18 protein-coding genes and 1 pseudogene are annotated in these 24220 nt (G+C 45.1%); 1 reads left to right on the top strand and 18 read right to left on the bottom strand.

Translation table 11 applies throughout. The features are described 5' to 3' along the window. Positions 1–135: 135 nt before the first annotated feature. From MKY28_RS18260 to MKY28_RS18305, 10 genes are all read right to left on the bottom strand, one after another. Positions 136–741 (bottom strand): oxidoreductase, encoded by a 606-nt coding sequence (locus MKY28_RS18260; protein WP_340936569.1) that lies wholly within the window; start codon positions 739–741, stop codon positions 136–138. A gap of 329 nt (positions 742–1070) precedes the next feature. Next, positions 1071–2792 (bottom strand): helix-turn-helix domain-containing protein, encoded by a 1722-nt coding sequence (locus MKY28_RS18265; RefSeq protein ID WP_340936570.1) that lies wholly within the window; start codon positions 2790–2792, stop codon positions 1071–1073. Between the two features lie 45 nt (positions 2793–2837). After that, positions 2838–3614 (bottom strand): IucA/IucC family C-terminal-domain containing protein, encoded by a 777-nt coding sequence (locus MKY28_RS18270; protein WP_101314939.1) that lies wholly within the window; start codon positions 3612–3614, stop codon positions 2838–2840. 1 nt (position 3615) lies between these two features. Continuing rightward, positions 3616–4656 (bottom strand): ABC transporter substrate-binding protein, encoded by a 1041-nt coding sequence (locus tag MKY28_RS18275; RefSeq protein ID WP_101314938.1) that lies wholly within the window; start codon positions 4654–4656, stop codon positions 3616–3618. Positions 4657–5065: 409 nt separating this feature from the next. Continuing rightward, entirely contained in the window at positions 5066–5437 is a 372-nt protein-coding gene (locus MKY28_RS18280) for a retropepsin-like aspartic protease (RefSeq protein ID WP_340936571.1), read from the bottom strand. Beyond that, on the bottom strand, positions 5427–5684 hold the full coding sequence (locus MKY28_RS18285; RefSeq protein ID WP_036669338.1) for a hypothetical protein: 258 nt from the start codon (positions 5682–5684) through the stop codon (positions 5427–5429). The genes MKY28_RS18280 and MKY28_RS18285 overlap by 11 nt, the downstream gene beginning before the upstream one ends. Before the next feature lie 180 nt (positions 5685–5864). Further along, positions 5865–6374: a DUF6933 domain-containing protein gene (locus tag MKY28_RS18290; RefSeq protein WP_340936572.1), complete on the bottom strand. Its 510-nt coding sequence runs from the start codon at positions 6372–6374 to the stop codon at positions 5865–5867. A gap of 154 nt (positions 6375–6528) precedes the next feature. Beyond that, the gene (locus tag MKY28_RS18295; RefSeq protein ID WP_340936573.1) at positions 6529–7125 is read right to left on the bottom strand and encodes a chloramphenicol phosphotransferase CPT family protein; all 597 of its coding nucleotides are present in this window, start codon (positions 7123–7125) and stop codon (positions 6529–6531) included. A 46-nt stretch (positions 7126–7171) separates the two neighbouring features. After that, positions 7172–7522 carry a hypothetical protein gene (locus MKY28_RS18300; RefSeq protein ID WP_445670901.1) on the bottom strand — a complete coding sequence of 117 codons (351 nt, stop codon included), beginning with the start codon at positions 7520–7522 and terminating at the stop codon, positions 7172–7174. Between the two features lie 87 nt (positions 7523–7609). Further along, entirely contained in the window at positions 7610–8176 is a 567-nt protein-coding gene (locus MKY28_RS18305) for a histidine phosphatase family protein (protein ID WP_340936574.1), read from the bottom strand. A 234-nt stretch (positions 8177–8410) separates the two neighbouring features. Between MKY28_RS18305 and MKY28_RS18310 the strand changes: the two genes are divergently transcribed. After that, a complete protein-coding gene (locus MKY28_RS18310; protein WP_340936575.1) occupies positions 8411–9013 on the top strand; it encodes a hypothetical protein in 603 nt (200 codons plus the stop codon). A 497-nt stretch (positions 9014–9510) separates the two neighbouring features. Here MKY28_RS18310 and MKY28_RS18315 read toward each other — a convergent pair whose 3' ends face one another. The 8 genes and pseudogenes from MKY28_RS18315 to MKY28_RS18350 form a co-directional block, all read right to left on the bottom strand. Then, a complete protein-coding gene (locus MKY28_RS18315; protein WP_340936576.1) occupies positions 9511–10161 on the bottom strand; it encodes a DUF3885 domain-containing protein in 651 nt (216 codons plus the stop codon). A gap of 54 nt (positions 10162–10215) precedes the next feature. After that, entirely contained in the window at positions 10216–10869 is a 654-nt protein-coding gene (locus MKY28_RS18320) for a DUF6933 domain-containing protein (protein ID WP_340936577.1), read from the bottom strand. 531 nt (positions 10870–11400) lie between these two features. After that, the gene (locus MKY28_RS18325) at positions 11401–14526 is read right to left on the bottom strand and encodes an S-layer homology domain-containing protein (RefSeq protein ID WP_340936578.1); all 3126 of its coding nucleotides are present in this window, start codon (positions 14524–14526) and stop codon (positions 11401–11403) included. Positions 14527–15399: 873 nt separating this feature from the next. Continuing rightward, complete coding sequence (locus MKY28_RS18330) at positions 15400–17442, bottom strand: B12-binding domain-containing radical SAM protein (protein WP_340936579.1); 2043 nt, start codon at positions 17440–17442, stop codon at positions 15400–15402. A 603-nt stretch (positions 17443–18045) separates the two neighbouring features. Next, positions 18046–19926, bottom strand: coding sequence for a DNA helicase RecQ (recQ, locus tag MKY28_RS18335; RefSeq protein WP_076251653.1), 1881 nt, complete (start codon positions 19924–19926; stop codon positions 18046–18048). Positions 19927–20266: 340 nt separating this feature from the next. Continuing rightward, positions 20267–20401, bottom strand: a pseudogene (locus MKY28_RS18340) (Rpn family recombination-promoting nuclease/putative transposase); the annotation flags it as partial. Continuing rightward, positions 20398–22344 carry an ABC transporter ATP-binding protein gene (locus tag MKY28_RS18345; protein WP_340936580.1) on the bottom strand — a complete coding sequence of 649 codons (1947 nt, stop codon included), beginning with the start codon at positions 22342–22344 and terminating at the stop codon, positions 20398–20400. The pseudogene MKY28_RS18340 and the gene MKY28_RS18345, both read right to left, overlap by 4 nt. Further along, on the bottom strand, positions 22337–24157 hold the full coding sequence (locus tag MKY28_RS18350) for an ABC transporter ATP-binding protein (RefSeq protein WP_340936581.1): 1821 nt from the start codon (positions 24155–24157) through the stop codon (positions 22337–22339). The genes MKY28_RS18345 and MKY28_RS18350 overlap by 8 nt, the downstream gene beginning before the upstream one ends. Positions 24158–24220 lie beyond the last annotated feature (63 nt).

Raw genomic sequence — 24220 nt, forward strand, 5'->3', positions numbered from 1 at the left:
CTCCTTATGGTTTGATGTCGTTTCGTAGATGCTAACCCACCACCGGCTTAAAAGCACCCGAAAGGGTGCGGCTGCATGAGCACAGTTAGCTGGTGCGGGGTTATCCGCCTATATCCATAGTCTCTCACGAACTCATTATAGATTATATTTCGTTTTCATTCTTTCATATAATTTATAATCCGTATTTCGATTTACAATCTCTCCAATTAATTCTTTCCATTTGTTCTCAATCCACTTAGGACTTTGTTCTTTCAGAATATCCTCGTTAAATTGACTATCAATATACGCCAAATCTTGTTTAAGCACTCCTATATCCTTAATCAGTTGATTTCTCGATTCTTTTTCTAGCGATATCTTATTCGATAAAATTTCGCCTATGATTTCTACATTTATATACGTATACATATCTCTAAACACATTATAGATTAAGTGATTTGATGATAATTGATCTTCCCTGAAGTCGGATTTCAGGAACACGAATGATTCTTCACCAACTTTCAAAGATACCGCCACATTTCCTAAGGCATGTATGACTGTTTCCTTGGAAGAGCCGTCCTCTAAGCTTTTTATCACATTATCTAAATTAAAGATTGATTCTTTTATACCCATTTGAGTTCCATGATTTAGTTTAACCGTGTATTCAACTTCTTGATTATCTTTGTACGCTTTGGATTGATAGTTGTAGTACATGCTTATTACCAATCCAACCATTAGTATGATTATTGCTATATTTTTTTTCATTGAATCACCTCCTACTAGTGCCTGAACTACGTATATGATAACCCATATTGTTACAATTACGAAAGGAAATTGGCGAATAAGGGCGATTTATTAGTTTTCTCAAACCCTTATCCAATCGATCCAATGGGCTTTGAATACACTGAATATATGAAGGTTGTACAAGATACCAGTATGCATTGGAACCTTCCGTATAGTAATAAAACAAAAAGGCCCTTCTTTATCCCATGGGGAATCCGACGACCTTCCGATGCATTTGGAACATATCAACTTTAAAAAAGGTAGAGCGTACCAACTTTCGCTGCAAGCGGGCTAGCGCCAACAACTACCTATCAAGCCAACAACGCCTGTTCAATCTGATCTACTATCCCATTAATACCTGTCGGCCCATAACAGCCGATCCATGTTGCAGCATCAACGGAATGTACACACTGTTGCTCGCTCCCATCCAGCATTTCCAAAACCCTCGTCTCTGTCGCAGATATCCCATCCTGCATAAGCTCATTACTCAGCAAAAAGTAGTGGCTAGCTTGTACTGCAGGTAATCTCTCAACCGAGATATGATAGGCCGTGTCGGCGGTATCTGCCACAAATAACGGAACGGGCAGACCCAGATCCCGGTACAGCACAGCGCCTGTGCGATGAGCAGCAGAATGGACGCGCACGAGGGAATCCAATGGACGAATCAATGCCACACTTTTTCCTGCCAATACAGAGGACAATTCCTCGGACAGCAAAGCTGTTCGGCGATGATAATCCGCGATAATCTGCTTGGCCTCTGCTCGCTTGCCTGTCAGTTCACCGAATAGACTCAGGATGGTCTGCCAGTTTTCATTACGCTTGAACATGAGCACTGGAGCGATCTGGCTTAACCATTCATGATGCTGATCATGCACCTCGGTGCAAATAATCAGCTCTGGCGCAAGTCGCTCTACCGCCGGAAGATCGGGATATTCATACGTACCAAGTAATGCTGTATGCTGGAGTCCTGCTCGGAGTAATTGAGGGAACGTTAACACGCTACTTCCTAGTCCGACACTTCCTACCGGAGACAAGCCCAGTGCAAGCAAATGATCAGCATATTGCACATCGAGGACAGCGATACGCTGTGGTATCTCGGTGACGGCATACTCTCCGCGCATATGGCAGATGACCGGGCCTTCGGCTGATTCATAGGAAGAAGCTGTGCGATTTTGCAGCAAAGCATTCGCATAGTCTGCATCTCTTCTCGAAGCGGCGGCATGCCGGTAGTGTAGCGGTGGAACGCCATGATATTTTTTAAATGCCCTACTGAAATAATACATGTCGCGGTAGCCCATTTTTTCAGCAATTTCCCCAATGGACGCATCCGTATGACGCAGCATGCGTGAGGCACTTTCCATACGCAGCTGAATGACGTATTCCATCGGTCCAAGCTGCTTCTCTTGTTTGAATCGTCGCTGCAGCTGTCTCACACTACAGCCCGCTAGTGCTGCCAGCTCTTTTAGCTCCAAGTTTTGACGATAGTGCGATGTGATATAAGAAGCGACTACATCCACCATGTCGGACTCCGTTCCCCCTTGACCCCGTTCATACTCCATGATCAGCTCGTAGATTATTCCTTGAAGCAAAGCGTTGGCATAAAAACGTTCCAGTCCTTCACCGCGGCGCCATTTGGCAACGATTTTTTCGGCGTTTTCGATCCATTCCGCATGGGTTGCCGAGTTTTGAACAAATGACCTGCGCAGCGGGTGCTTGCGATATGAAGGCACAACAAGAGAGGCTCCCTCTATGGAAGAAGCCTTGTACATAATGACAATATAATGAATGTCCTCTGATCTGGCCGTCAGCGTAAAGGATGATCCCTTCACCACATGACAGGCAAAAGAAGCTCCAATGTGGCAACCCTCACCATCCATTGCAAGCTCCCCTTCCCCTCCATATGCCAGCAGCAGCACATTTGAAGTTAAGTTCGTTTCGTGTAACACGCTGCCTGTCTGCAAAGTACCACTATCCCCGTTAAGCATCTTAATCGTTGTATCACTCCATAGACTTGTCTGTTCTTGCAGCGGCATTTCTCTCATCTCCTGACAATAGCAAAGGTAAAATTCTTGCTGTTGTCATTTTAGTTGAGATTCTTTCTCATTGTCAATTTTCGGACATTTGAGACAGTATTCCCCTGACATCTGGTAATAGAAACAGCAGGTAATTCGCTCGCTTTTGGCAACATGCACATTGTCCTTACAATCGGTGAAGCGGGTTAACGGATTCTTCCTCTCACCAAACACTTCCCCGGATGCCACCTGCGTCAGATATGAAAAGTCCTCACGAATGATCTTACTTTCCTGCTCAGTCTCGGCTTCATCAGGAGCGAATAGTCGGCCGATACGTACCATGATATTCTCCCAGAGAATACTCATCGAAAGTGGTGCAATTGCAGCAAGCGTCTTTAACAGGGGTGTAAGCTGTACCGCAAACATCTCCTCGACCACCTTTTCCCGCCACACTGCCCTGTCTCCCGCTAGTCCTTCAGCCTGAAGTCCATTCACCGCTAGAAAAGGAAATCGTGTGCCTCCCTCATGATCTGAGAGCACCGGATGATAGAGAAAGCTGTTCTCCAGCTGAAACGAAACATGCTGATGATGAAAAGTCATCGCGGTCACCAGCGGAGCCGTCCACAGATAACCAATCCGTTTGGCTAACATCGAAGCTGCAACCTTCATGTCAGGCGCATCGATATACTCCTGAAACCAACTGATATACTCCCGGCATGCCGTTTCGTCATGCAACTCACTTAGAGCAATGGTACGGACACTATGTTCAGGCGGCTCACCAAGCAAGATCGAATAATCCTCCACTGTCTCTTTCCATAAGTCTGTCGAGAGATATGGGTTCATATTAGTTCGATCCGAGCAGGGCTTCCGATGCCTGATCTACAATCAGATTAATCGCAAGCGGTCCGTAGTATGCAATCCACAGTGTGGAGTTTACGTCATACGTGCGGTTATTTTTCACAGCATCAAGGGACTTCCACACGGGATTAGTTAACATCGCCTCTGCCTCTGCCGCAAACAACTCATCCGACAGCACAAAATAACGATCTGCCCCAATGTCAGGAACCTTCTCCATCGAGATTTCTACGGAACCATCTTCATTAATCTCCTGTACCAAAGCAGGCATCTTCAGCCCCAAGTCATTGTACATAATACCGCCAATGCGGTGCTCAATACCGTGAACACGAATTCCTTCTTTTCGTGGACGAATGATCGCCACCGTTTCATCACCCAGCTTCTCTGACAATTTTGTCTTCAGCCCGGCGATTTTCTCTTCATACGCTGTACGCACTTTCTCTGCCTCGTCCTGCTTGTCTGTAATCTTAGCCACTGTAGCTAACGTATCCCGCCAGTCTTCGTAGAAATCGAGTACCAGGGTAGGAGCAATTTTACTTACACCCTCATATTGCTTCTCTTGAAAGTCGGTCATGATGATCAGATCTGGGTCGAGTGCTACAATCGCTTCCAGGTTAGGCTCGTCCCGTGTACCCAGAACCTGCACATCACTTGGCTGATCACCTAAGTATTCTGGATAATCGGTGTTACCTCCAGCGATTACACTACCAGCTGGCTTCTCGCCAACTGCTAACATTTGATCCAGAAATTTAACATCAAGGACTGCAATTCTCTGTGGTTTTTCGTTTAGCGTCAGCTCACCCTTCATGTGTGTGATCGTTACGGGAAAAGCTCCATCTGTCTGTGTTTCTGCATTCGCAGGTGTCTCCGCTGGCGTTGCCGCAGATTGTTTACCGCTATCTGTACCTGTTCCGGCACCGCAAGCCGTCAGGACAAGAATAAGGGCCAACATCAAGCCCATAAATAATCGTGATTTGTGAGCAGCATATGCCTTGCTTCCGGCAGCCTGCCTCTTTGTTCCTTGATTCATGATGAGTCCCCCTTATGTATAATACTGATAATGATTTTCATTATCGAAACATAAAGAGAGTATAAACGATCTCTGCATCGCGTTACCATGTACTTTTGCGACATTTGAGCCGGACTAATGCGACATGGTGCGGAGAAAGGCATTAACTTCTTGGAGAAAATAAACCATGCTTCTTGTGCTCAAACTGGAGAACGGACAATCGGTTTCATGACAGCGAATCGTGCTTATGTTTAGTGTTGGTTACGGATTGAAGTAATGGGATAAGAGCATAATTCAACTGTTGAAAAGCGCGTAGGCTCTAGAACAAAAAAAAACTAACAAAATTTGTTAGGTAAAAACCACTTGTATATGTATCTTATTATCCGAAACGCACTATATATAAGTCTCATTCATTACTACAATTTTATTTTCAATAATGTAATTCTAATGTTTTCAGATCAATTATAAAATTTTGTTGTTTCAGAATATCCAATCCGAGAAGCCCTTTATGTTCTTTAGGTAATATGCCTACATCTATTTCTATATTCCCAATGCTTTTTGTTCCTATTTCAATCCTGTCCATGACTTTAGTGTAGAAAGGAATACTTCCTCCAATCCCGTATGCTTCATATATCGAATCGCCGGTTTCATAGCTCACACCGATTTCCTCTAAAACATCAGGACTAATGATCGTATGTGAGGATCCTGTATCTATAATTACATCATCTATTCTTAATACTCTGCCTCTAAATGTAACGGTGAGTGACGTGGTAATTAACTGACCATCATAGTTAATTTTCATTCGTATTACGTCTCACTCTCATTAATGGATCTCTGCGAAGATTGATCACAAAGTCTTGATTTGAAGTATGATACACGACGTTACCAGGCTCTACTTGAAAAAACTCTTTATTTACATCTCGTTCTGATATGGTTCGGATTGGTGCAACTTCATCTACTATTTTTTTGTTGTCTTCCTCATGATAATGAATGATAGAAACCAGAACAAATTGGTCAGGGAACAGTTCTCTAACTTCTTGCCATTTCATGTGTTCTACCTCCTGTTATTGAGTTAGTTCTACTTTCTGTAATTTTAACATATCTCCTGATCTCATTTTACCGTATTCATGACGTCTGACTTGATAAGATGTGGTTTGCTGGAATAACCCACCATGATCCATCTTATACTGTTACTGGCATCAGAGGTCTCCGATGAAAATCCAGTTTCTCTAACTCTCCATTTCAAACCGTGTTTGAAGCTCTTTAACAAATACCTCAATGGGTTCTCTATAGTCGATGGGTTTATACATAGATCTATTATTCCACATATGGCGTTCATCTTTATCACGAAAATCATTATCTTCAACTTCAAGCGTCTTCATCACAAGCATGATTTCATTCATGGTACTTATAACACTTCGACTATCCGTTTTGGTGATCGTGCTCTCATTACATTTTTCCAAATAATAGTTCACCAGGTGGTCAGGAAGTTTCTCAACGACCAAATAGTCTTCTAAATTCTTTTTAAAGATTCCTGCCAGTTTATTCGCTTGATTCGTTCTAATCCCATTGACCGTTAAGCTTAATCTGGAAAAATCATTCATAAAAACATAGTGTTTTCTGCCATACAACGTGAAGAAGTTTACATGCCAACTAAAGAAGGCATTGCTGTCTTGGATGGTTTCCGGTTTGGCATGAAGATCTTTTAATGTGAGTTGGGTTGCTTTGAAAATAATCATGCTCGACTCCTCCTTGCTCCTTAATCTGATTATAAACTACTTCAAGCGAACTATATCCAAATTTGTTTGCAAAATACAGACTTTGTCTTGAGGTCTAATCCTCCATCTCCAATTTTTGACCACCTTACCAGCCTTGGTCTTGAATTCATTTCTTTTACGGTGTTTTTACCTCTCTTCTGCTTAATTTCTTAAATGCCGAGTATTCCTGATCAGACTTCATATAACTTAATATCTTTTCCGCGCATGCAGCTGAACTAAGCTCTTCCGTATTCACTTCCAGATCATATTCATCATAGGAGTAGATGTAGTCGAACTGGGAATGGGCAAGTCCAATCTCACGATCTCCCCTGCTCTGCTCTCTTCTGGTGAGTTCTTCTTTTGAGCACTGCACGCCTACAAACAATATCGGATAATCCGATAGTAAATCATAAAAATCATTAAACCACTTGTCATTGCTGATGACCGTATCCACGATGACATTCAAACCCATTTCCGAAAACAGTTTAATGGTTGCACAGTACATCGAATTGATCGGGTCGAACAGGATATCCGCCATCACATGGTGCTCCACTTCTCTTGTTGGTTTCATATCTGGATATGTATTGTCGATAAACTGATCATAATTTTGCAGAAATTGATCTACAGATAAGTGATGAAACGGAATGTCTCCCTGATTTTTCATTTCCATCGCAATGCTTGTCTTCCCCGAACTTGACGTTCCGTTCAAAAATATAATGAGTCCTCGTTCCATATTGATCACCCTTATCATTAAAATTGGAAAACACTGTTCTGCCGAATTACCACTCTCTCCATTCTTCCGTAATATCTTCATCTTCCTGGATGTCTAATCCAGCCAGCCTAGCCGCCTTGTCTATAAAATCAGCCAATTCTTCACGTTCCATCGTTTCAATAAAGTATCCATTGGCCTCATTCATTTCATTAAACCTAACCACAACTTCTTCTACAGCCTTCATCACGCGCTCAGAATCTTGCGTTTCTTGTAATGCTATTAATTGGTGCAAATATGTATCCAGGGCTTGATCAGACTTGAGTAATCTCTCTTCTGTGAAGAGCTCATCTCCGCCTTCAATCATTCTCTCCTTCCATAGTTTCGTTGGTTTTTCATGAAATAAGTTTTGTAATGTCAATGGAGTCACCCCTTCCATATTTAATGATATCTATATTTTACCTGTAACCAAAATTATGAACAACCGTTCTCGCCTTTCACTTTCACCCTATTCGTTCCATAGCTTTGTCACGTTCTCTAATTCCATCTCGTCAAATTGTAATCGATAAATGTCCGGTTTCTTGGTTTGATTCATAAAATCCAATCCGTAAATCGAATCAAAGTAGTTCATCATCAACGTCATTACATGTCCGTGTGTGCCGATCGCCACTTTTTCACCCTTGTATTCTTCTAATATCTGTTTCAACACGCCCACTGCTCTATTCTGGCAAACCGTGTTCGACTCGCCTCCTGGCAATGCATAATCCGGGTCATCAAACATCTTCTTCGAAGCAGGCTCGAACTCTTCATCCACAATCATATCATCTGAAAAATGCCTTTCCCGCAGATCCTCCATGATCTGAATATCTAATTCTAACGCTGCTGCCACACCCTCTAAGGTTAGAATCGCCCTGGCATAAGGACTTGAGACGATGGAATGTATTCCTTCATTCGTTAATATTTCCGTTATTCGTTCTGCATTCATCTTGCCCTCCAGGGTAAGACCCCTCGTTCTTTCCGTTCCTTCCGTATACGGTGACTCCGCATGCCTTACCATATAAACGATGGTCTTCATAGGACCCTCCTTAAATTTTTTTTATCAATTTTATGGTCACGCTTTAGGTCCTTCAACATATTTTGTCTTTTCGTTCCAAAAATTAATTACATGGTGCCACCATATTTTAGATTCTGAATTCAGGATTGATACTCTGTCAGACATTTAATTTACAATAATTTTCAGATATGTGTATAGTAGAAATGTAGCAAGATGTTTTCAAAAGAAGTTAAATCTGACGGAGAGGATGAGATCATGTCTTTTTTCAAAAAGAAGGTTGTACTAGTCTCTTTACTCGTATTGGCTATCTCTGCTGTTGCAATCGCTTACGTAAATGGTCAATCCAAACCGGACGTAAACATTCATAAAGTCGTCAACCTTTCAGCCAACTCTTTAACATTTCATGAAATAGATAAGCTGGATGCGTTCGCCGAACTGATCGTTATTGTTTATGCAAAAGAAGATTTCAGAGATCGAGAGCATGTTATTACTGGATTTGATGATGGAACCATGCAATCCTTTCACACCAACACAAACATCAAGATTGAAAAGATATTGAAGAAACCTAATGGTTTCCCTTCAGATCAGAACAAATTGACAATCATTGAACCCGTTAGCCTCAAAGGAGACGTCAAATATACAGTTGATGACTATGTAGAACTGCAGAAGAATAATAAAAGTGTGATTTTCTTAATGAAAAATACTTTTGGTAATTATGGATTAATCAATGATAATTTAGGGAAGTTCAGCTTAGAAGAGACTAGTCAAAGTAATTTTCCTCAATCTTTCACTTCTCAGGAATTATCGGAATACGAAACTTTCCGTAACTCAGTATTGGAGAAGTATAATTTGAATTAGTGTCCGATATTCATTTTGCCGGCTATAGAATGGTTAATTTGAGAAGAAACAACATCAAATACTTGCTCTTCCCCCATCTATTTTTTATGATAATCTGATCACCGATCATCTCTTTGATTGTTGCAAAAGTAGTTCATCCAACGCTTCACTTTACCAATATGGTCTAAAAATCGATTTTGATAATTTATTTATTTCATAACGCATATGGGTTTTCTCAGGTGGGACAATCTTGAATCCAGTGCAGACTTTCATTTTAAGTATGTTCGATGGGCAGGGCAAAAATGGGTAGATTACTATCCCGGTAGTGGTTCCTGCTTCGCATGAGTTGATCCACCGCAAAATTTACCGTAACCCGGAGTACAGCAGCGTTCCCCAGATATCAGCTTTTATTGGAGTTACTGACCTCAAAATTCTCTCGGTAAGGTTTGGTATTAAATCTTCTTTATGATCGTTATGCTAAACAATACTCTTCTGAAAGCCTGAATCATTTCTCCCCATTACCTTAGAAATACGTTGTTCATTCTTTCTCGATCATACTCTAAAATCCAATCATTGAATTCTTTATAGATATCCGTTAGCCCTTCTCTAGATGGTGAAATAACATCGCAACCTCTATCATCATAGATATGAAATATCGTTTTCTTACTTATATTAATGAAATACACCCTATGGTAGATCATTGGTTTCATTCCAACATCATGATTACAAATAGCTTTGATGAACTGACTATATTTTAAGTCCCCAACTCTACATCTAGTCCAGTACCTATACATGTTCTTCTTAGGGTTTGGGTCTGGAAGCCCATCCGGTTCACAATCGAAATGTGGAAGTATCTCGTGTCTTAAGGCTCTAATCGGCTCTTTCTTCTTGATATATTTCCTGTATAGGTTTAACTTCTTCACTTTGTTTTTAGACTTATCCGCAAAATAAGCTTGAGTAATGAATAGGACTTCATCTTCTTGATCATGGAGAGCCTGAAATAATTCAAGCGATCGATAATAAACTTGTTCCATATAGTGCTCTTTATTTAATCTAAACATCAGAGGATTACCAAGTTCGAATCGTATTGAAACGTCCCAAGCATAGAATAGAGGCGGTTTTAAAATTAAGTTAGGAAAATGCTCTGCCAGGTACGTCTTCAAATCCATTCTGTGGCCTCCTTATATTGTTATTGCTGCTCGCTTGCTCGCCTGGTTGATTATCTAACTCTCCATCTCAGCCCTTGCCTGAAGCTCTTTAACAAATACATCAATTGGCTCTTTATAGTCGATGGGTTTGTAAATGAATCTATTGTTCCACTTGTGTCGTGTATCTTTGTCTTTAAATTTATCAGTTTCCCCTTCAAACGACTTGATCACAAGCATGATTTCATTCATGGTACTTATAACACTTCGACTATCTGTTTTGGTTATCGTCTTCTCGTTACATTTATCTAAATAATAGTTCGCCAAGTTATCAGGAATTTCCTCAACAGCGAAATAGGCCTCCAAATTTTCTTTAAAGATTCCTGCCAGTTTACTCGCCTGATTTGTTCTAATCCCATTGACTGTTAAACTTAATCTGGAAAAATCATTCATAAACACATAATGTTTTCTACCATATAACGTGAAAAAGTTTACATGCCAACTAAAGAAAGCATCTGTCTCTTTGATGGTTTCCGGTTTGACATTCAGATCTTTTAATGTTAATTGGATTGGTTTAAAAATAATCATACGAATCCCCCTTTCAAAATCTTCGTTCGGTTCGATATCATCGATGAAATGCCATTTGCCTTTACTGTCCTGCCAATACACTTTCCATGCTTTCTCATCTAATCTGAACTGTGCTACCGGCATCTGTAATGTAAAATCATCCATATTCTCTAACTCTTCTGTCTTGATCCATTTTGCTTTGATTATATCACGATGTTTTCTCAGATTTATATGATTGCTTTAACTTGTGAAAGGTACAACGGAGCGCGGCTTGTGAATGGCAAGAGCGTGAGGATGAGGTGCTGCCCCCAATAGGGCAGTACCTCACGAGGAGGTTGCACCGCATGCATTAGCGTGGTGCTAATGCTGCATCACGAGCACAATTCCGTGGTGGAAACACTTGGTGCATCACGATAGCTGCGCCGTGATGCATGCAAAAAAAGCACCGCGACCTCATCGCCGTGGCGCTTCCTCCTGCTGTATGATGCCATGCGGCCACGCAGCTTGTGTTACACGTCGAAAAGAAATGGACGTATCGCCGAATCACGGAGCATTTAGCTACAAGAACTTGCATTGTTAAAACAAAAAACCGTCAGTTTGGCGGTTTCTATTGGTATATGTCCTGTCCCCTGGAAAATGTATAAAAAACAACCACTGACGGCTTTAGGCTGTCAGTGGTTGTTTGAATAAACTTGCTTACTTGTCAATTAGATTGGTAATTTTCAGCATCCTTGCAATCAGTGCCGTCACTTCAGCACGCGTCATCGGAGCTTTCGGGCTGAGATGAGTACCTTCGCCCTGAATGATGCCTGCTTCGATCAATTGCGCCACATCCGCCTTGGCCCAGTTCGATACGCTCGCACCGTCTTTATATTCGGACAGAGCAGAAGTATTCTGACTAACGACAGCTTCGGATTTAATCAGGCGGTACGCGCGGGCTACCATTGCGAAGCCCTGCTCTCTTGTAATTGGCTGATTGCCGTAGAATTTGCCATCGTCATAACCGCGAACGATATCAAATTCATCCGCGATCGCGAGGGCATTTCCGTACCAGGCGGAAGTCGGTACATCCGGGAAGTTATTCTGCGACGCTTCCTGACGCATCAGACCCAGGCCGAGGACCACGATCTCCGCGAACTCGGAACGAGTCACGCTGCGTCCCGGCGAGAACGTGTTATCCCCGTTCCCCTTCAGATCCAGTCGTGCCGCAATGTTATTCACATCCGCTTGACCCCAATGGGTTTTCACATCCGTGAAATCCTGCGGATTCCAGATTACCGAGTACGTACCAATGCTGCGCAAATCATGGATTTGTGCATAATAACGATTGCCGATCTTCGTTACAACGGTTGGCAGATGATATACGCTGCCGTCCGGATTCACTACAACACCCGTCGTAATCCGGTTCGGATCGATGCCTTCCGGGAGAGCGATGTATTTCGCCGCATAGCCGTTCAATTGACCGGATTTTACGGTTTGACCCCCATGGCTAAACGTCAGGTCCAGATCAACCGGATCAACCAGCAGCTCATAACCTCCTGCTGCTGCCTTGTTCTTCGCAGATGCAATCAATGCATCCGAAGAACGCTTGATGTCGATGCGAACACCGATATCGTTCAGCGCTGCATTGCCCAATTGACCGGCGACAGCATTCAGGTTCATTTTTCCGACAGGTACCGGATAAATGGCCAGTGGGTTACTTATTTTCAGGCTTGCGCCCTTATCGCCCAGTTTCTTCAAAGTGTCTGCTGTCAAGCCATCAACCGTCATATCCCCTTCATTTGGCGAGTGAATCGACAGATCCTGGCCTGTACCTTCAGATACAGCTTTACCCAGCTTGTCCGGGTCTACCTTAACTGACGTTGTCGTACGACCGTCTGCAGTTGAAGTTGTGCCTGTTGCAAACGGATCGTCTTTGCCGTTCAAAGTTACGTCGAGATTACCCTTTGGAGCTTCAGGAGTACTTGGTGCTGCTGGCGTTGTTGGAGTTGTACTTCCGCCACCTCCGCCTCCACTGTTACCATTATTGTTGAATGCACGGAAGACGGTCAGCGTATAGAGTTTTTCCCTTCCGTTAACGGTAACCTTAACAACAATCGTGTTGCTGCCTTCATTCAAAGGCAATTCATTGCTTGCTTTACCGCTGGCTGCATCCGTCCAGGCACCATTGTTGAGCGAAAACTCAATCTTGGCGTTCGGATCCAGACCTGCAAGCGAGTCCAGTGTTGGTGTGAAATATACGCTGTACGTTGCAGTAGTAGCAGTGTAATTGTACGTATTCTCAGCAATAGCCGGTGACAAAGGTATCGAAGTTCCGTCGTTGGCATTCAGCTCGAGACCGGTAAGATGCGATTTTTGAGCAGACTCGACTACGATTGTCTTGGATTGACTGGTCACTTTTCCATTTTTCAATGCCGTTACATCAACCGTATATTTTCCATCCGGCAATTCTGCCGACGGGGTAAAGCTCCAATTTCCATTACTATCTGCTTCTACTTCCCTTGTTTCAATCACTTTGCCGTTCTCATCCTTCAATTCAACGGTGACTTTCGAATCTTGGTCTACCACACCTTTGAGTTCAGGCTTGGACACGTTGACCAGCCCACCGCTCGGCTCGGTGATCAACCTGGGTTTCAGCAGCTCTCTCGCTGTTTTCAATTCCTGAACTGCTTTATCTACTTCTTCTTGAGTTTTGGTTTTGTTGTCAAGCACGGCTTTGGCGTCTTCTAGAGCTTTTTTATACGCTGGCCATTCCGCTACCATATAATCTTCTTGGTCCAGTTGATCCCCTTCTTCAACGGCTTGCTTAAGATCGGTACTATTGACAACAGCAATGGTTTTCTCGGCGATGATATCCAAATTTTCGTCGCTCGCCATGCCGCCGTATTCAATAACATACCCTGTAACATTGTTGCTCAAAGGGTAATCGTTCCAATGTCCTGCTTCTCTGCCGGGCCCATAAATATGGGCAACATATTCCAAACCAGAATAATTATTAGGTTCGCTGGCGGCCCAATTTGCATACCCTATTTTTGTGCCGCCCAGATAACCCTCATAGAACTTCTGACCATTCCCGCTATCTTGCTGGCCCTCCGGTCCGGTTACCCAACGCCAGTCACCAGTATTTACGGGTTCACCGTTTTTCCGTTGGATATCTTGTGCACCAATCCATCCAAGACCTAACGTCTTTTCTTTTACAAACTCATTCTCTTGAGCATCTGTAATCGTGACCAGATATCCTTCGCTCCCGAAATAATTGTCGGCGGCAGCCTCATTCTTCGCGGCAGCCCAGGTAATATTGCTTCTCTTATTGATATATTTATAAAAATGGCCGTTAGCATCATTTGGAAGGGCATCACCCAAGGCAAACCTAACGGTTCTGACTGACGTATTACTGGAGGTTGTTGAGAACGCAACAGTCGATAATGTCTGATTATAGGCTTCCGCTGAAGCAGTTCCCTTCAACGTCAAGACACCATTCGCAGGATTATATGTTCCTGTGATTCCTGTCGCTGCGGTAAATGTCAATTGATCCCCTGCTTGAAAATTTTCAAGCAGCACGGTCGCAGCGTCCAGATTTATTGTATAAGGGGAGTCTTGAATCAGAATTCCAGGATCAATAACGGCCTCGGACGATTGCTCTCCGTCCACAATATCGTATCTGGTTGTACCACCTGATGTGGATATTAAAGCTTCGCCTGCATCAGCTGCACTTGCTGTCGTCGGGAACATTGCTGGTGGTAAACCGCCCACGGTCAGAGCCGCTGCGAGAAATAATGCTCCATGCTTTTTCTTAAAGAACTTGTTGCTTTGTTTTGACACGTACCTTTCCCCCAATTCTTTTTTAGACTTTCTGATGTAGACAAATCCTTTTTAGCACTTTCATATGAGCAAATGTTTTTCTTTTTTTCGATGATCCCCCTAATTTAATTATCAATTTATGAAGTTACCTCATGTTGGATTGCAAAAATAGAGCTCTATTTTCCATCCAATCTCTTCTAATTAACATCGGGTTATATTCTCGACAATTCCCCACAGTTTCTGCAACTCATATTTTAACGATTGAATCTATACAAAAACTATACAACTCATCTGGCCGGGTAGTAATCTGCACATATACTGCATCAAAATGGTTCGTTAAATCCTGGATGGTTGCAATAGAGTAGGAATGATCCACAGTTTCTTATTTGGCTCCACCGTCTACCCTTTAACTGACGAATGCGTTGAATATGTACAGCGTTATAGGGAATATGGACATGCAATGAGTCAGCTGAACCTTTAGTTACTGTGTTTGTCTCTTCAGTTTTGGCCTTATCATTCATACGAAACTATCCTTTGACTGAATTGGGTATGTGATTCTATGGGAATTTCGAAAACAAAAAAAGGAAGATCATTCTTCATCCCGTATAGGAGTCAGATGACCTTCCGATGCTTTCGGAACATGTATGATGTTAAAGGTAGATCGGAGCGCGGCTTGTACGATGGCGGCGAGCCTCGTAATGATGAAGTGCTGCGCCCACTGGGTGCAGCACTTTCTTGAGACACACCGCGTTCATTAGCGCGGTGGTATCATTGCAGCATCACGATTGCGACCCCGTGATGCATGCAAAAAAAGCGCCACGACCGCATAGTCGTGGCGCTTCCTCTTGCTACATGGCACCAATTAGCCATGTAGCTTATCTCAGGCCGCTGCACCTACATGGCAGCGGCTTCTTCTCCCAGCGGCAGCGTGTAATACTGCGCCTGCTGCCCTTCATGCTGCTGGTACACAACGACCAGCAGCGTCCGGCCTTTCGCGGCAAGCGGGCTGGCGCCAGCTAGCACACGCTCAAGCCGGAACGGAAGCACATCCAATACGGTGTGCTTCTGCAGTTCCTTTTCGCCGAGACCAAGGTCGGCGAAAGCACGGGCACCCATGACCGTCTGTGCGGTCATGGCCGAGGTCATCGGCAACGCACGCGAAGCGTTGCCGTCCACCATGTCCGCCGCTCCATCCGCGGCGGACCCTGTTGCGTCGCCCGAAGTGAGCGACGCTGCATCCCCGGCTTCGTTGCCGATCACACCCGCCGCATCTGCGGCAGAGTCTTCTCCGGCAGCAGCCGAACTTCCCGCAGCGGCACTCGGACCCGTGCCGCTGCTTTCCAGCCATGCCGTGCCTGCGGCGCCGGCAACACGTGGCAGTCGAACGTCTTCTGGACGTTCAGCCAACGTTTTCATATAACCCGCCCACTGGTCTTTCTGAAGCGGATCTTCCCACCAGATTTTGCGTGGTTTGTATTTGTGGCCGAGGAAATAATCCAGCTTCATCAGGCCGAGCACGATATCCATATGCGGCGTGTTGCGCGACTCCAGGAAGCTGTGCAGACGAGTGAACAGATCCTCCAGTTGGTGACCGATCTTCTGCCACCCCTGACCTTCCCAGTAATCCCCGAACGCCTGGAAGAAATCAAATGGTGAGTTGAACTCTTGCTCCATCAGATACTTCAGCGTATGGTCCATTCGGTGTGCGTTCCAGTATTTCTCCAGCACATCCTCCAACCGTTTCAAGCGCACGATGTCGCTGAACGGGAGCACATCACTGCCCAGAATCTCATACGGCGCGTGATCCATGTACGTATAGTTATACTTCTCCGCATCCAGACGCAGACCTGTACCACGCAGCATTTTGAGGAATCCCAGCTGAAGCTCTTCCGGCCCCAGTGCAAACACATCGTTAAACGTTTTGCGGAACGTATTGTAATCTTCCTCAGGCAATCCGGCGATGAGATCCAAATGCTGGTCGATTTTGCCACTGGCTTTCACCTTGTTCACGGTCCGGCTAAGCTTGGTAAAGTTCTGGCGACGTTTCACCAGTTCATTTGTCGGATCATTCGTAGACTGAACTCCGATCTCGAACCGGAATGTGCCCGGCGGCGCATTCTCTGCCAGATAATCAAGCACCTCGGGACGCATAATATCCGCCGTAATTTCAAACTGAAACACCGTCCCCTGATGATTCTCAATCAGGAATTTGAACATTTCGAGCGCATAATCCCGCTTAATGTTAAACGTCCGGTCCACAAACTTAATCAGCTTTGCGCCCTTCTCAATCAGGTACAGAATGTCCGACTTCGTCCGCTCAATATCGTAATAGCGCACGCCGACCTCTATACTGGACAGACAGAACTGACAACTGAACGGACAGCCCCGACTGGTCTCAAAATAAACAACCCGTTTCCCAAGCTCCGGGATATCCTCATCAAAACGGTGCGGTGATGGCAGATCGTTCAGATCCGCTTTTGGGCGTCCTGGCATGAGAATGACCTCTTCCCCTTTGCGATATGCCAGTCCATAGACAAAGTGGAACTTCTTGCTTCCTTCCAGCTCCATCAAAAGCTGATGCAGCGTCTCTTCCCCTTCACCCATCACGATGAAATCCACATTGGGAATCCGGTTCATCCAATATTCCGTGTCGTAGGACACTTCCGGCCCGCCCAGCAGAATTTTCACGTTCGGCATAACCTTTTTCAGATTATCAATGACCTTGATCGTCTCTTCGATGTTCCAGATATAACACGAGAAACCAATCACGTCCGCGCCGCGCTGATACAGATCAGACACAATATTCATCACCGGGTCCTTGATCGTATACTCCGCCAGGTCAATATCAAAATCCTTCTCACTGTATGCCTTCAGACACCGCAAGGCCAAGGAGGTATGGATGTACTTTGCATTTAATGTAGAAAGAATAACCTTCATGGTTCACAACCTTTGCCTGGACACCCAGACCATATATTTTTGGTAAAAAGAAAGCTGCACAGCCATCCTGCCCCGGACGCTGTTCATCTAAACCTCTTTTGAACTAGCCATTCCATGTCTCATGGACATATCCAACTTTTGTCTTTCAAAGAGTGGACACTCTTTTCAAAAAGACATATACACCCCGCCAAACTCAAACCACAACATACAGTATGAAACACATATAATAAAACTACATGCTGTATACGATACGGTCAGCCATTCCTAACGCCAATGTCCACCCTTTGAAAGACAATTCGCCACCATTTGTCCACTCTACAGAGACAAGACAACCAACTTCAACCTGTAAAAGACCTCATTCGCATTCCATCCACAATTCGATATCCACATTTTACTGCCTTGAGCCTTTAGGCTTTAGCCTCGAACCTCCTGCCGAACGCTTCCCCCGTATCATGGACGAACCATCGACTTGCATGAAGCATATCCATCAACTTTTTGATCAATTAAGCTTTACGTGTCATGAACTTCAAGACTTGAAATGGCGAATGCAAAAAAATTCTCACTCCATAACAGCCAGCTAAACTCGCTCATAATTGATCATACTCACTCATACTCGTAAAACGCATCATCATCTGTATCCACTTCTTCGCCCGATTGCTTCTGGAAAAACTCCAGGAACGGCAGTCCATACTTGCGGTACTTGACCTCACCGACCCCTTTGATATCCAGCATGTCACGTTCTGTCTGTGGACATACCACACTCATCTCACGCAGGGTCGCATCATTGAAGATAATGTACGATGGTACATGCTCTTTCGCCGCCAGATCACGCCGGATCAGACGAAGCTGTTCAAATACCGTCTCATTAACCGCAGATGGCATCGCATCGCGTCCGCGGCGTCCACCATAGTTCGTACCCGAAGCCGTCGCCGCTGTCTTGCGGACGACACGTTGCATCACTTCACGCTGGCCTTTGAGCACTTCCACCGCCAGTGGCTGCAAACGCACAACCGGATACTGTCCCTCAGACAGCATCAGATATCCTTCGGATACCATCACGTTGATGATCTCCGATATCTCGCGCTCTGTCCGATTACCCATCACGCCGTAAGTTGGCAGAGAGTTGAAGCCGTAATCAAGCACTTTTTTGGCACGGGAGCCTTTGAGCACCGAAGCGACCAGCGATACACCATACCGTTCACGCATGCGGTGAATGCAGCTGAATATTTTCTGTGCATCAATCGTCATGTCTACCAACTCGCGGTCGTCCGTACAGGAACTGCAAGTACCGCAAGGTGTATCGTCATGCACCTCACCGAAATAATCGAGTTGCGCACTGCGCAGACAACGCGTTGTGTAACAGTAATCCACCATCTGTTGCAGCTTCCGGTAATCATTTTGTTTGCGGTCGCCGTCCATCGGATTCTGCTCAATCAGGAACTTCTGGGTGATAATGTCCTGTGCCCCGAATAACAGAATACACTGGCTTGGCTCTCCATCCCGGCCTGCACGTCCGGCTTCCTGCACGTATGCCTCCATATTTTTCGGCATGCTGTTATGAATAACGTAACGCACGTTCGACTTATCAATTCCCATCCCGAACGCATTGGTCGCCACCATCACTCGAATATCATCGTACAAAAAAGCTTCTTGGCTCTGGGACCGTTCATCGTCCGTCATCCCGGCATGGTAACGTCCTGCGGGCAATCCCGCCTGCAACAAACGCTGATGCAGATCGTCCACGTCCTTACGAGTCGCGGCGTATATAATCCCCGGCTCGCTGGCATGCTCGCGCGCATAATTCAGGACAAAGTCCTTCTTGCTCTCGCCGCGCAGCACGCTAAACGCCAGATTATCCCGCCCAAGTCCAGTCACATATGTCTGCGGGTCCTGCAAACGCAGCAACCGCAGAATATCGCCCATGACCTCGGGCGTCGCTGTAGCCGTAAAGGCCGCAACCACCGGCCGCTCCGGCAAACTATCCACAAACGGCGCTACTGCCAGGTAGCTTGTCCGAAAATCATGTCCCCACTGCGATACACAGTGGGCCTCATCCACGGCAACGCAAGAGATCGGCAAATAGCCCATCTCCTCGCGGAACCAATCCAGCTCCAGTCGCTCAGGCGCGACATAGAGCAACTTCAGCTCACCGCGCTGCGCCGCGCGGATGCGATCATTCACTTCTTTGCCGCTAAGTGTACTATTAATATACGCGGCAGCAATTCCGGCGGTCGTCAACGCATCGACCTGGTCCTTCATCAATGAGATCAACGGGGAAACAACAAGTGTCAGACCCGAATATAACAGAGCGGGGATCTGATAACAGATCGACTTACCGCCCCCAGTTGGCATAATACCCAACGTATCTTCACGTTCCAGCAGACTGGCTACAATCTTTTTCTGCCCCTCACGGAAGTCGGGGTAGCCATAATATTTTTGCAGGAGACCCTGCGCTTCTTCTAATGTAGGTGTTTGCACACTCATGTAAAGACTCCTTACTTATCACCGGCGTTTTTCCACCAGCTTGGTCCGATCCGATTCTGACATCCGAAAGCGGCTCATATCCCGCATCCTTGACAACAAAATGGCGTTCTCATGACTTGTCCGTCAAGCAAACGCCGCTCCCTTTAGTTTAACGGCCCAGCCCGGAATGAGCAACCGCGTTTTACTGTAAAACGTTTGAAGCCCCTTCATCAAAATAAAAACAACCGTCCTGCCCTAGTTGGACAAAACGATTGCATTCATTTCAACATACAATAAGAGCTTAATTAACAACTAGTTTGTATTGTATACGCTCCTAGCCTTTCAATGACTGTATCTCAGGCTCAGTTAGCCACTCAATCATAGAAGCTTCGTCATGCAAATACTTCTTCCGCTCTTCATACAAACGACGTGCTTCCCGATCCTGACTCAAGAACTCCAGCGTATCCATTACTATCTTAACCCCAGATTCATTCATGTTGTATCATCGCCTTTTGCATTCATACGATAATACAATCCTTTCCTCTGCATCAGTTGTTCATGCGTTCCATCCTCGGCAATTCGACCATGTTCCATCACTAGGATGCGAGAGCACTGACGAGCTACCTCCATACGATGTGTGACGAGTAACCCTATTCTGCCTTTCATAAAGTGCAGCAAGTGATTCATTACGTTCTGTTCTGTCTGAATGTCCAGGGATGACGTTGGTTCGTCCAGAATATACAGATCGGATGACCTCAAGAAGAGTCTGGCAAGCGACAGTCGCTGTTGTTGGCCTCCAGATAGATTGGCCCCTTTCTCATGCAACATTGCTGTGTATTGTCCTTCCTGTGCCTCAATATATTTATGCAAACCTGCCTGCTTTGCCGCAAGCTTCAGTCTGTCCAATGTAACGTCTGAACTCAGACGAATATTATCTTTAATCGTTCCTGTGAAAAAAGTTGGTGTCTGCGGCATATACGTCAGTCTGGACTGGTCATCTATCTCTACATACTCTGCAACATGTTTATCACCCAGCAATACGCTTCCGTTTGTTGGCTCGATCAACCCCGCACACACTTGGCACAGTGTAGATTTGCCAGCACCGCTGGCGCCAACTACCGCAACCAGTTCACCAGGAACCAGATTAAACGTAATCTGATCCAAAATCGTCCGACCACTGTCTTCATCGCTTACCGTAACCTGTTGAAGACGTAGCATAGCAATTTCGTTCTCTTTATGTGCCCCTTTTTGTGTACTCCCTTGATCTTGGGTACAAATTCCCTGTGCAAGCTCCTCGTGCTTAGTATTGGATGTGTCTGCCTTCTTGTTCTCCGCCAATTTCAACCATGCAGAGATACGTCCAAATGCACCCACGCTGGCTTGCATCTGACTCCACTGGCTGGACAAGCCGAGTACTGGCCACACCACCAGTTCAAACAGCAGACTACTTGCAACAACCATGCCCGGAGACAAAGTTCCCCTAGCCGCTGACAAAGCAATAAGGAACAACGCTGCCAATTGAGCCAAACCAAACACCGCCATCGCCACGTTATCCGACATGCTCAGGGTCATCTGCAACTTGGCCTGAACACGATTCAGTGCTTGCTGTTGTGTCCGAAAACGAGCGAGAAACCACGGTGAAGCATTATACATCTGAATCACCGGTATCCCTTCAACATACTGTTGGATCTGTTCCTGGGACTCGCCTTCCCTGGATTCGACCTCATCGGACAGATGTACAATTCGCTGATCATACAACCTCGCCGTGAACCAGATTGCCCCTGCACTTACCAAGGCGATAACTGCAACCCATGCATCTGCTCTGTACAAGTATCCCAGCGATAGAGCAATGATGAATACAACCGTAACACCCTCTGCAATAGCCTCCACAACTTCTGCACCATGCTTCGTGTCCTCCTTGATGCGAAGCATCACATCCCCGGACTTCTGTCTACGCACCCAGGAATAGGGCATCCGGTTTAACAGTTTCAACAGATCCATGGACATATCCCGTTGCATTGATTCCTTGAGCCATACCAGCACATAACGATGCATCGCGAGCAATACAATAAATCCTGCCAGAATGGCGATGAAAATCATTGCGGTGGCATTAAGCTGTTCCTGTCCCCCATCATGAATAGCATCCACGAAGAATCCCTGTACAAAGGCTAGTCCCCAATCAAAGACCGCATCTGCTGCGATAAAAATGAACAAGATCGCTACAGCTAATCCATAAGGCTTCATCCAGCGAAAAATAACGGGCCATACCGTTGCCAATGATACAGCTTGTTTTGGGTCATCTGGAACATCACTTTCGTTCATCTGATGATGAGCTTCATTTTCATTATTTTCATTTATCTCATATGCTCCGCTTTTCTCATGACTGCTTTTCATTTCAACGTCATCGGCATATGCTGCATCTTCAATCTTGTTACTCATGCTGTTCCTCCACTTCCGTATCCTGCTCCGCAATATAACTTCGATATCCGTTTGGACGATCCAGCAATTCACGATGAGTCCCCGTATCTTCGACGCGTCCCTTCTGAATATATATGACCTGATCTGCCCGTTCTATCAGCGATAATCGATGAGTAATTGCAATAACCGTTGTGCCTTTGTCAGCAGTGATTCGGGCAAAGAGATCATTCAATCGTTGCTCATGCCACGGGTCTTGAGATGACGTCGGTTCATCCAACAATAGAATATCCGGGTTCCTCAGCATCGCTCTGGCTAGACTAATACGCTGAAGCTCACCACCCGACATCGTCCCGCCTTGTGGCTGAAGCTCTGTCCCATAACCGAGCGATTGACGCATAATCGCGTCATGTGCATGCGTCATGTGGGCCGCAACCTTTACTTGATCGGCAGATATCCCTTCTTGTCCAAAAACAATATTCTCTTCCACTGTTCCTGTGAAAATAAAGGCTTGTTGCGGAACATACACCTGATTGACATTCCCTGTCTGAACTTCGTGCATATCCTTTAGTGAATTCTTCTGATTCATGACCTGGATCGAACCAGTAACAGGTCTATCTAATCCAGCTATTAATTTCAATAACGTGGTTTTCCCGCATCCACTTGGCCCTGTGATTACAGTAAGCTTTCCTTGCTTGGCCTCAAAAGAAATATCTGTTAACACTTCTTCTTGCTCCGCATACCTATAAGACACATGCTGCACGCTGATGCCAGCCGGTTTAGATTGTTTTTCAAGCTGGCCTAAATGCGTATCGGACCGTACATATGTATTTGTACCGGTATTAGCAACCGTGTTCTTTCTCTCCAAATCCAGCACCTCAAAGATTCTGGACGCATGAGAAGCCGAACCAATAAAATCATTCCACAACCCAGATAACGATTCAATCGGACGTGTTAACTGACTGCTTGCTACCAGAAAAGCTGCCAGTCCTCCTACATCCATATGTCCATTCAGGACCTGCATGCCGCCTAGATAAAGAATCAAAATCATGCCACCATACGTGGAGACCCGTCCGGCTGCTTCCGAAAGTCGTTGTAACACAGATACAGACATCGTATGTCTGAACACCTGATCCATTCGACCTTTAAATTGATGGTGTACATAACCCGCGAGTCCGTAACTTCGGATCTCAACCGGGGCTTGGATGATTTCAGTCAGTATCTCATCTCTTGACGCTGCGCTGGCATTCAACTGATCATGCTGTCTTTGTAGACGTTTACCAAGTCCTACCGTTACAAGAGGATAGATCAATGTGAATGCAATGATAGCCAACGACAGCGGCAAGTTCACCCAGCTGAAGTAAGCAAAGGCAAGAATCAGCTGAATGATATTTTTGGCGAGTTCAATGCCATGTTGGTTGATCCCCTTCTGTGCTTCCTTGGCTGAAGTCCAGATCCTAGAGGTTAGGTCACCCGTATGATAATGCGCCAGATCACGTGTCTCTGTGTTGCTAAAGGATGAGAGGAGTAGAGACTGCACAGACAATAATGTCTTTTGCTGGAATAACGTCTCGACCCTCGTCATGAATGCGGTTACAATCAATCGTAATACTACAATGCTAACGCCTATGATCAACCCTGAGTAGAGTAACGAAAACTGTGCTTCAGTCGCGCCTTTGACCAGTCTTCGGATCGATTCCAAATAACCGACCTCAATCAGGGAGACCATACATGCGGCGAAAAGTAACAGAATGATGAACATACGGTACTTGCCCGTTATTGTCCATAATCGAGTTAACATGCCTAACGTTGTATAATTTTTTTTGTCAGCAAACATGGATGCTTTCTCCAATCTTGTCATTAAATTATGTACTTGGTTATGATATCATCGGTGATAAGG

This window comes from Paenibacillus sp. FSL R5-0473, assembly GCF_038004565.1.
Taxonomy (GTDB): Bacteria; Bacillota; Bacilli; order Paenibacillales; family Paenibacillaceae; genus Paenibacillus; species Paenibacillus amylolyticus.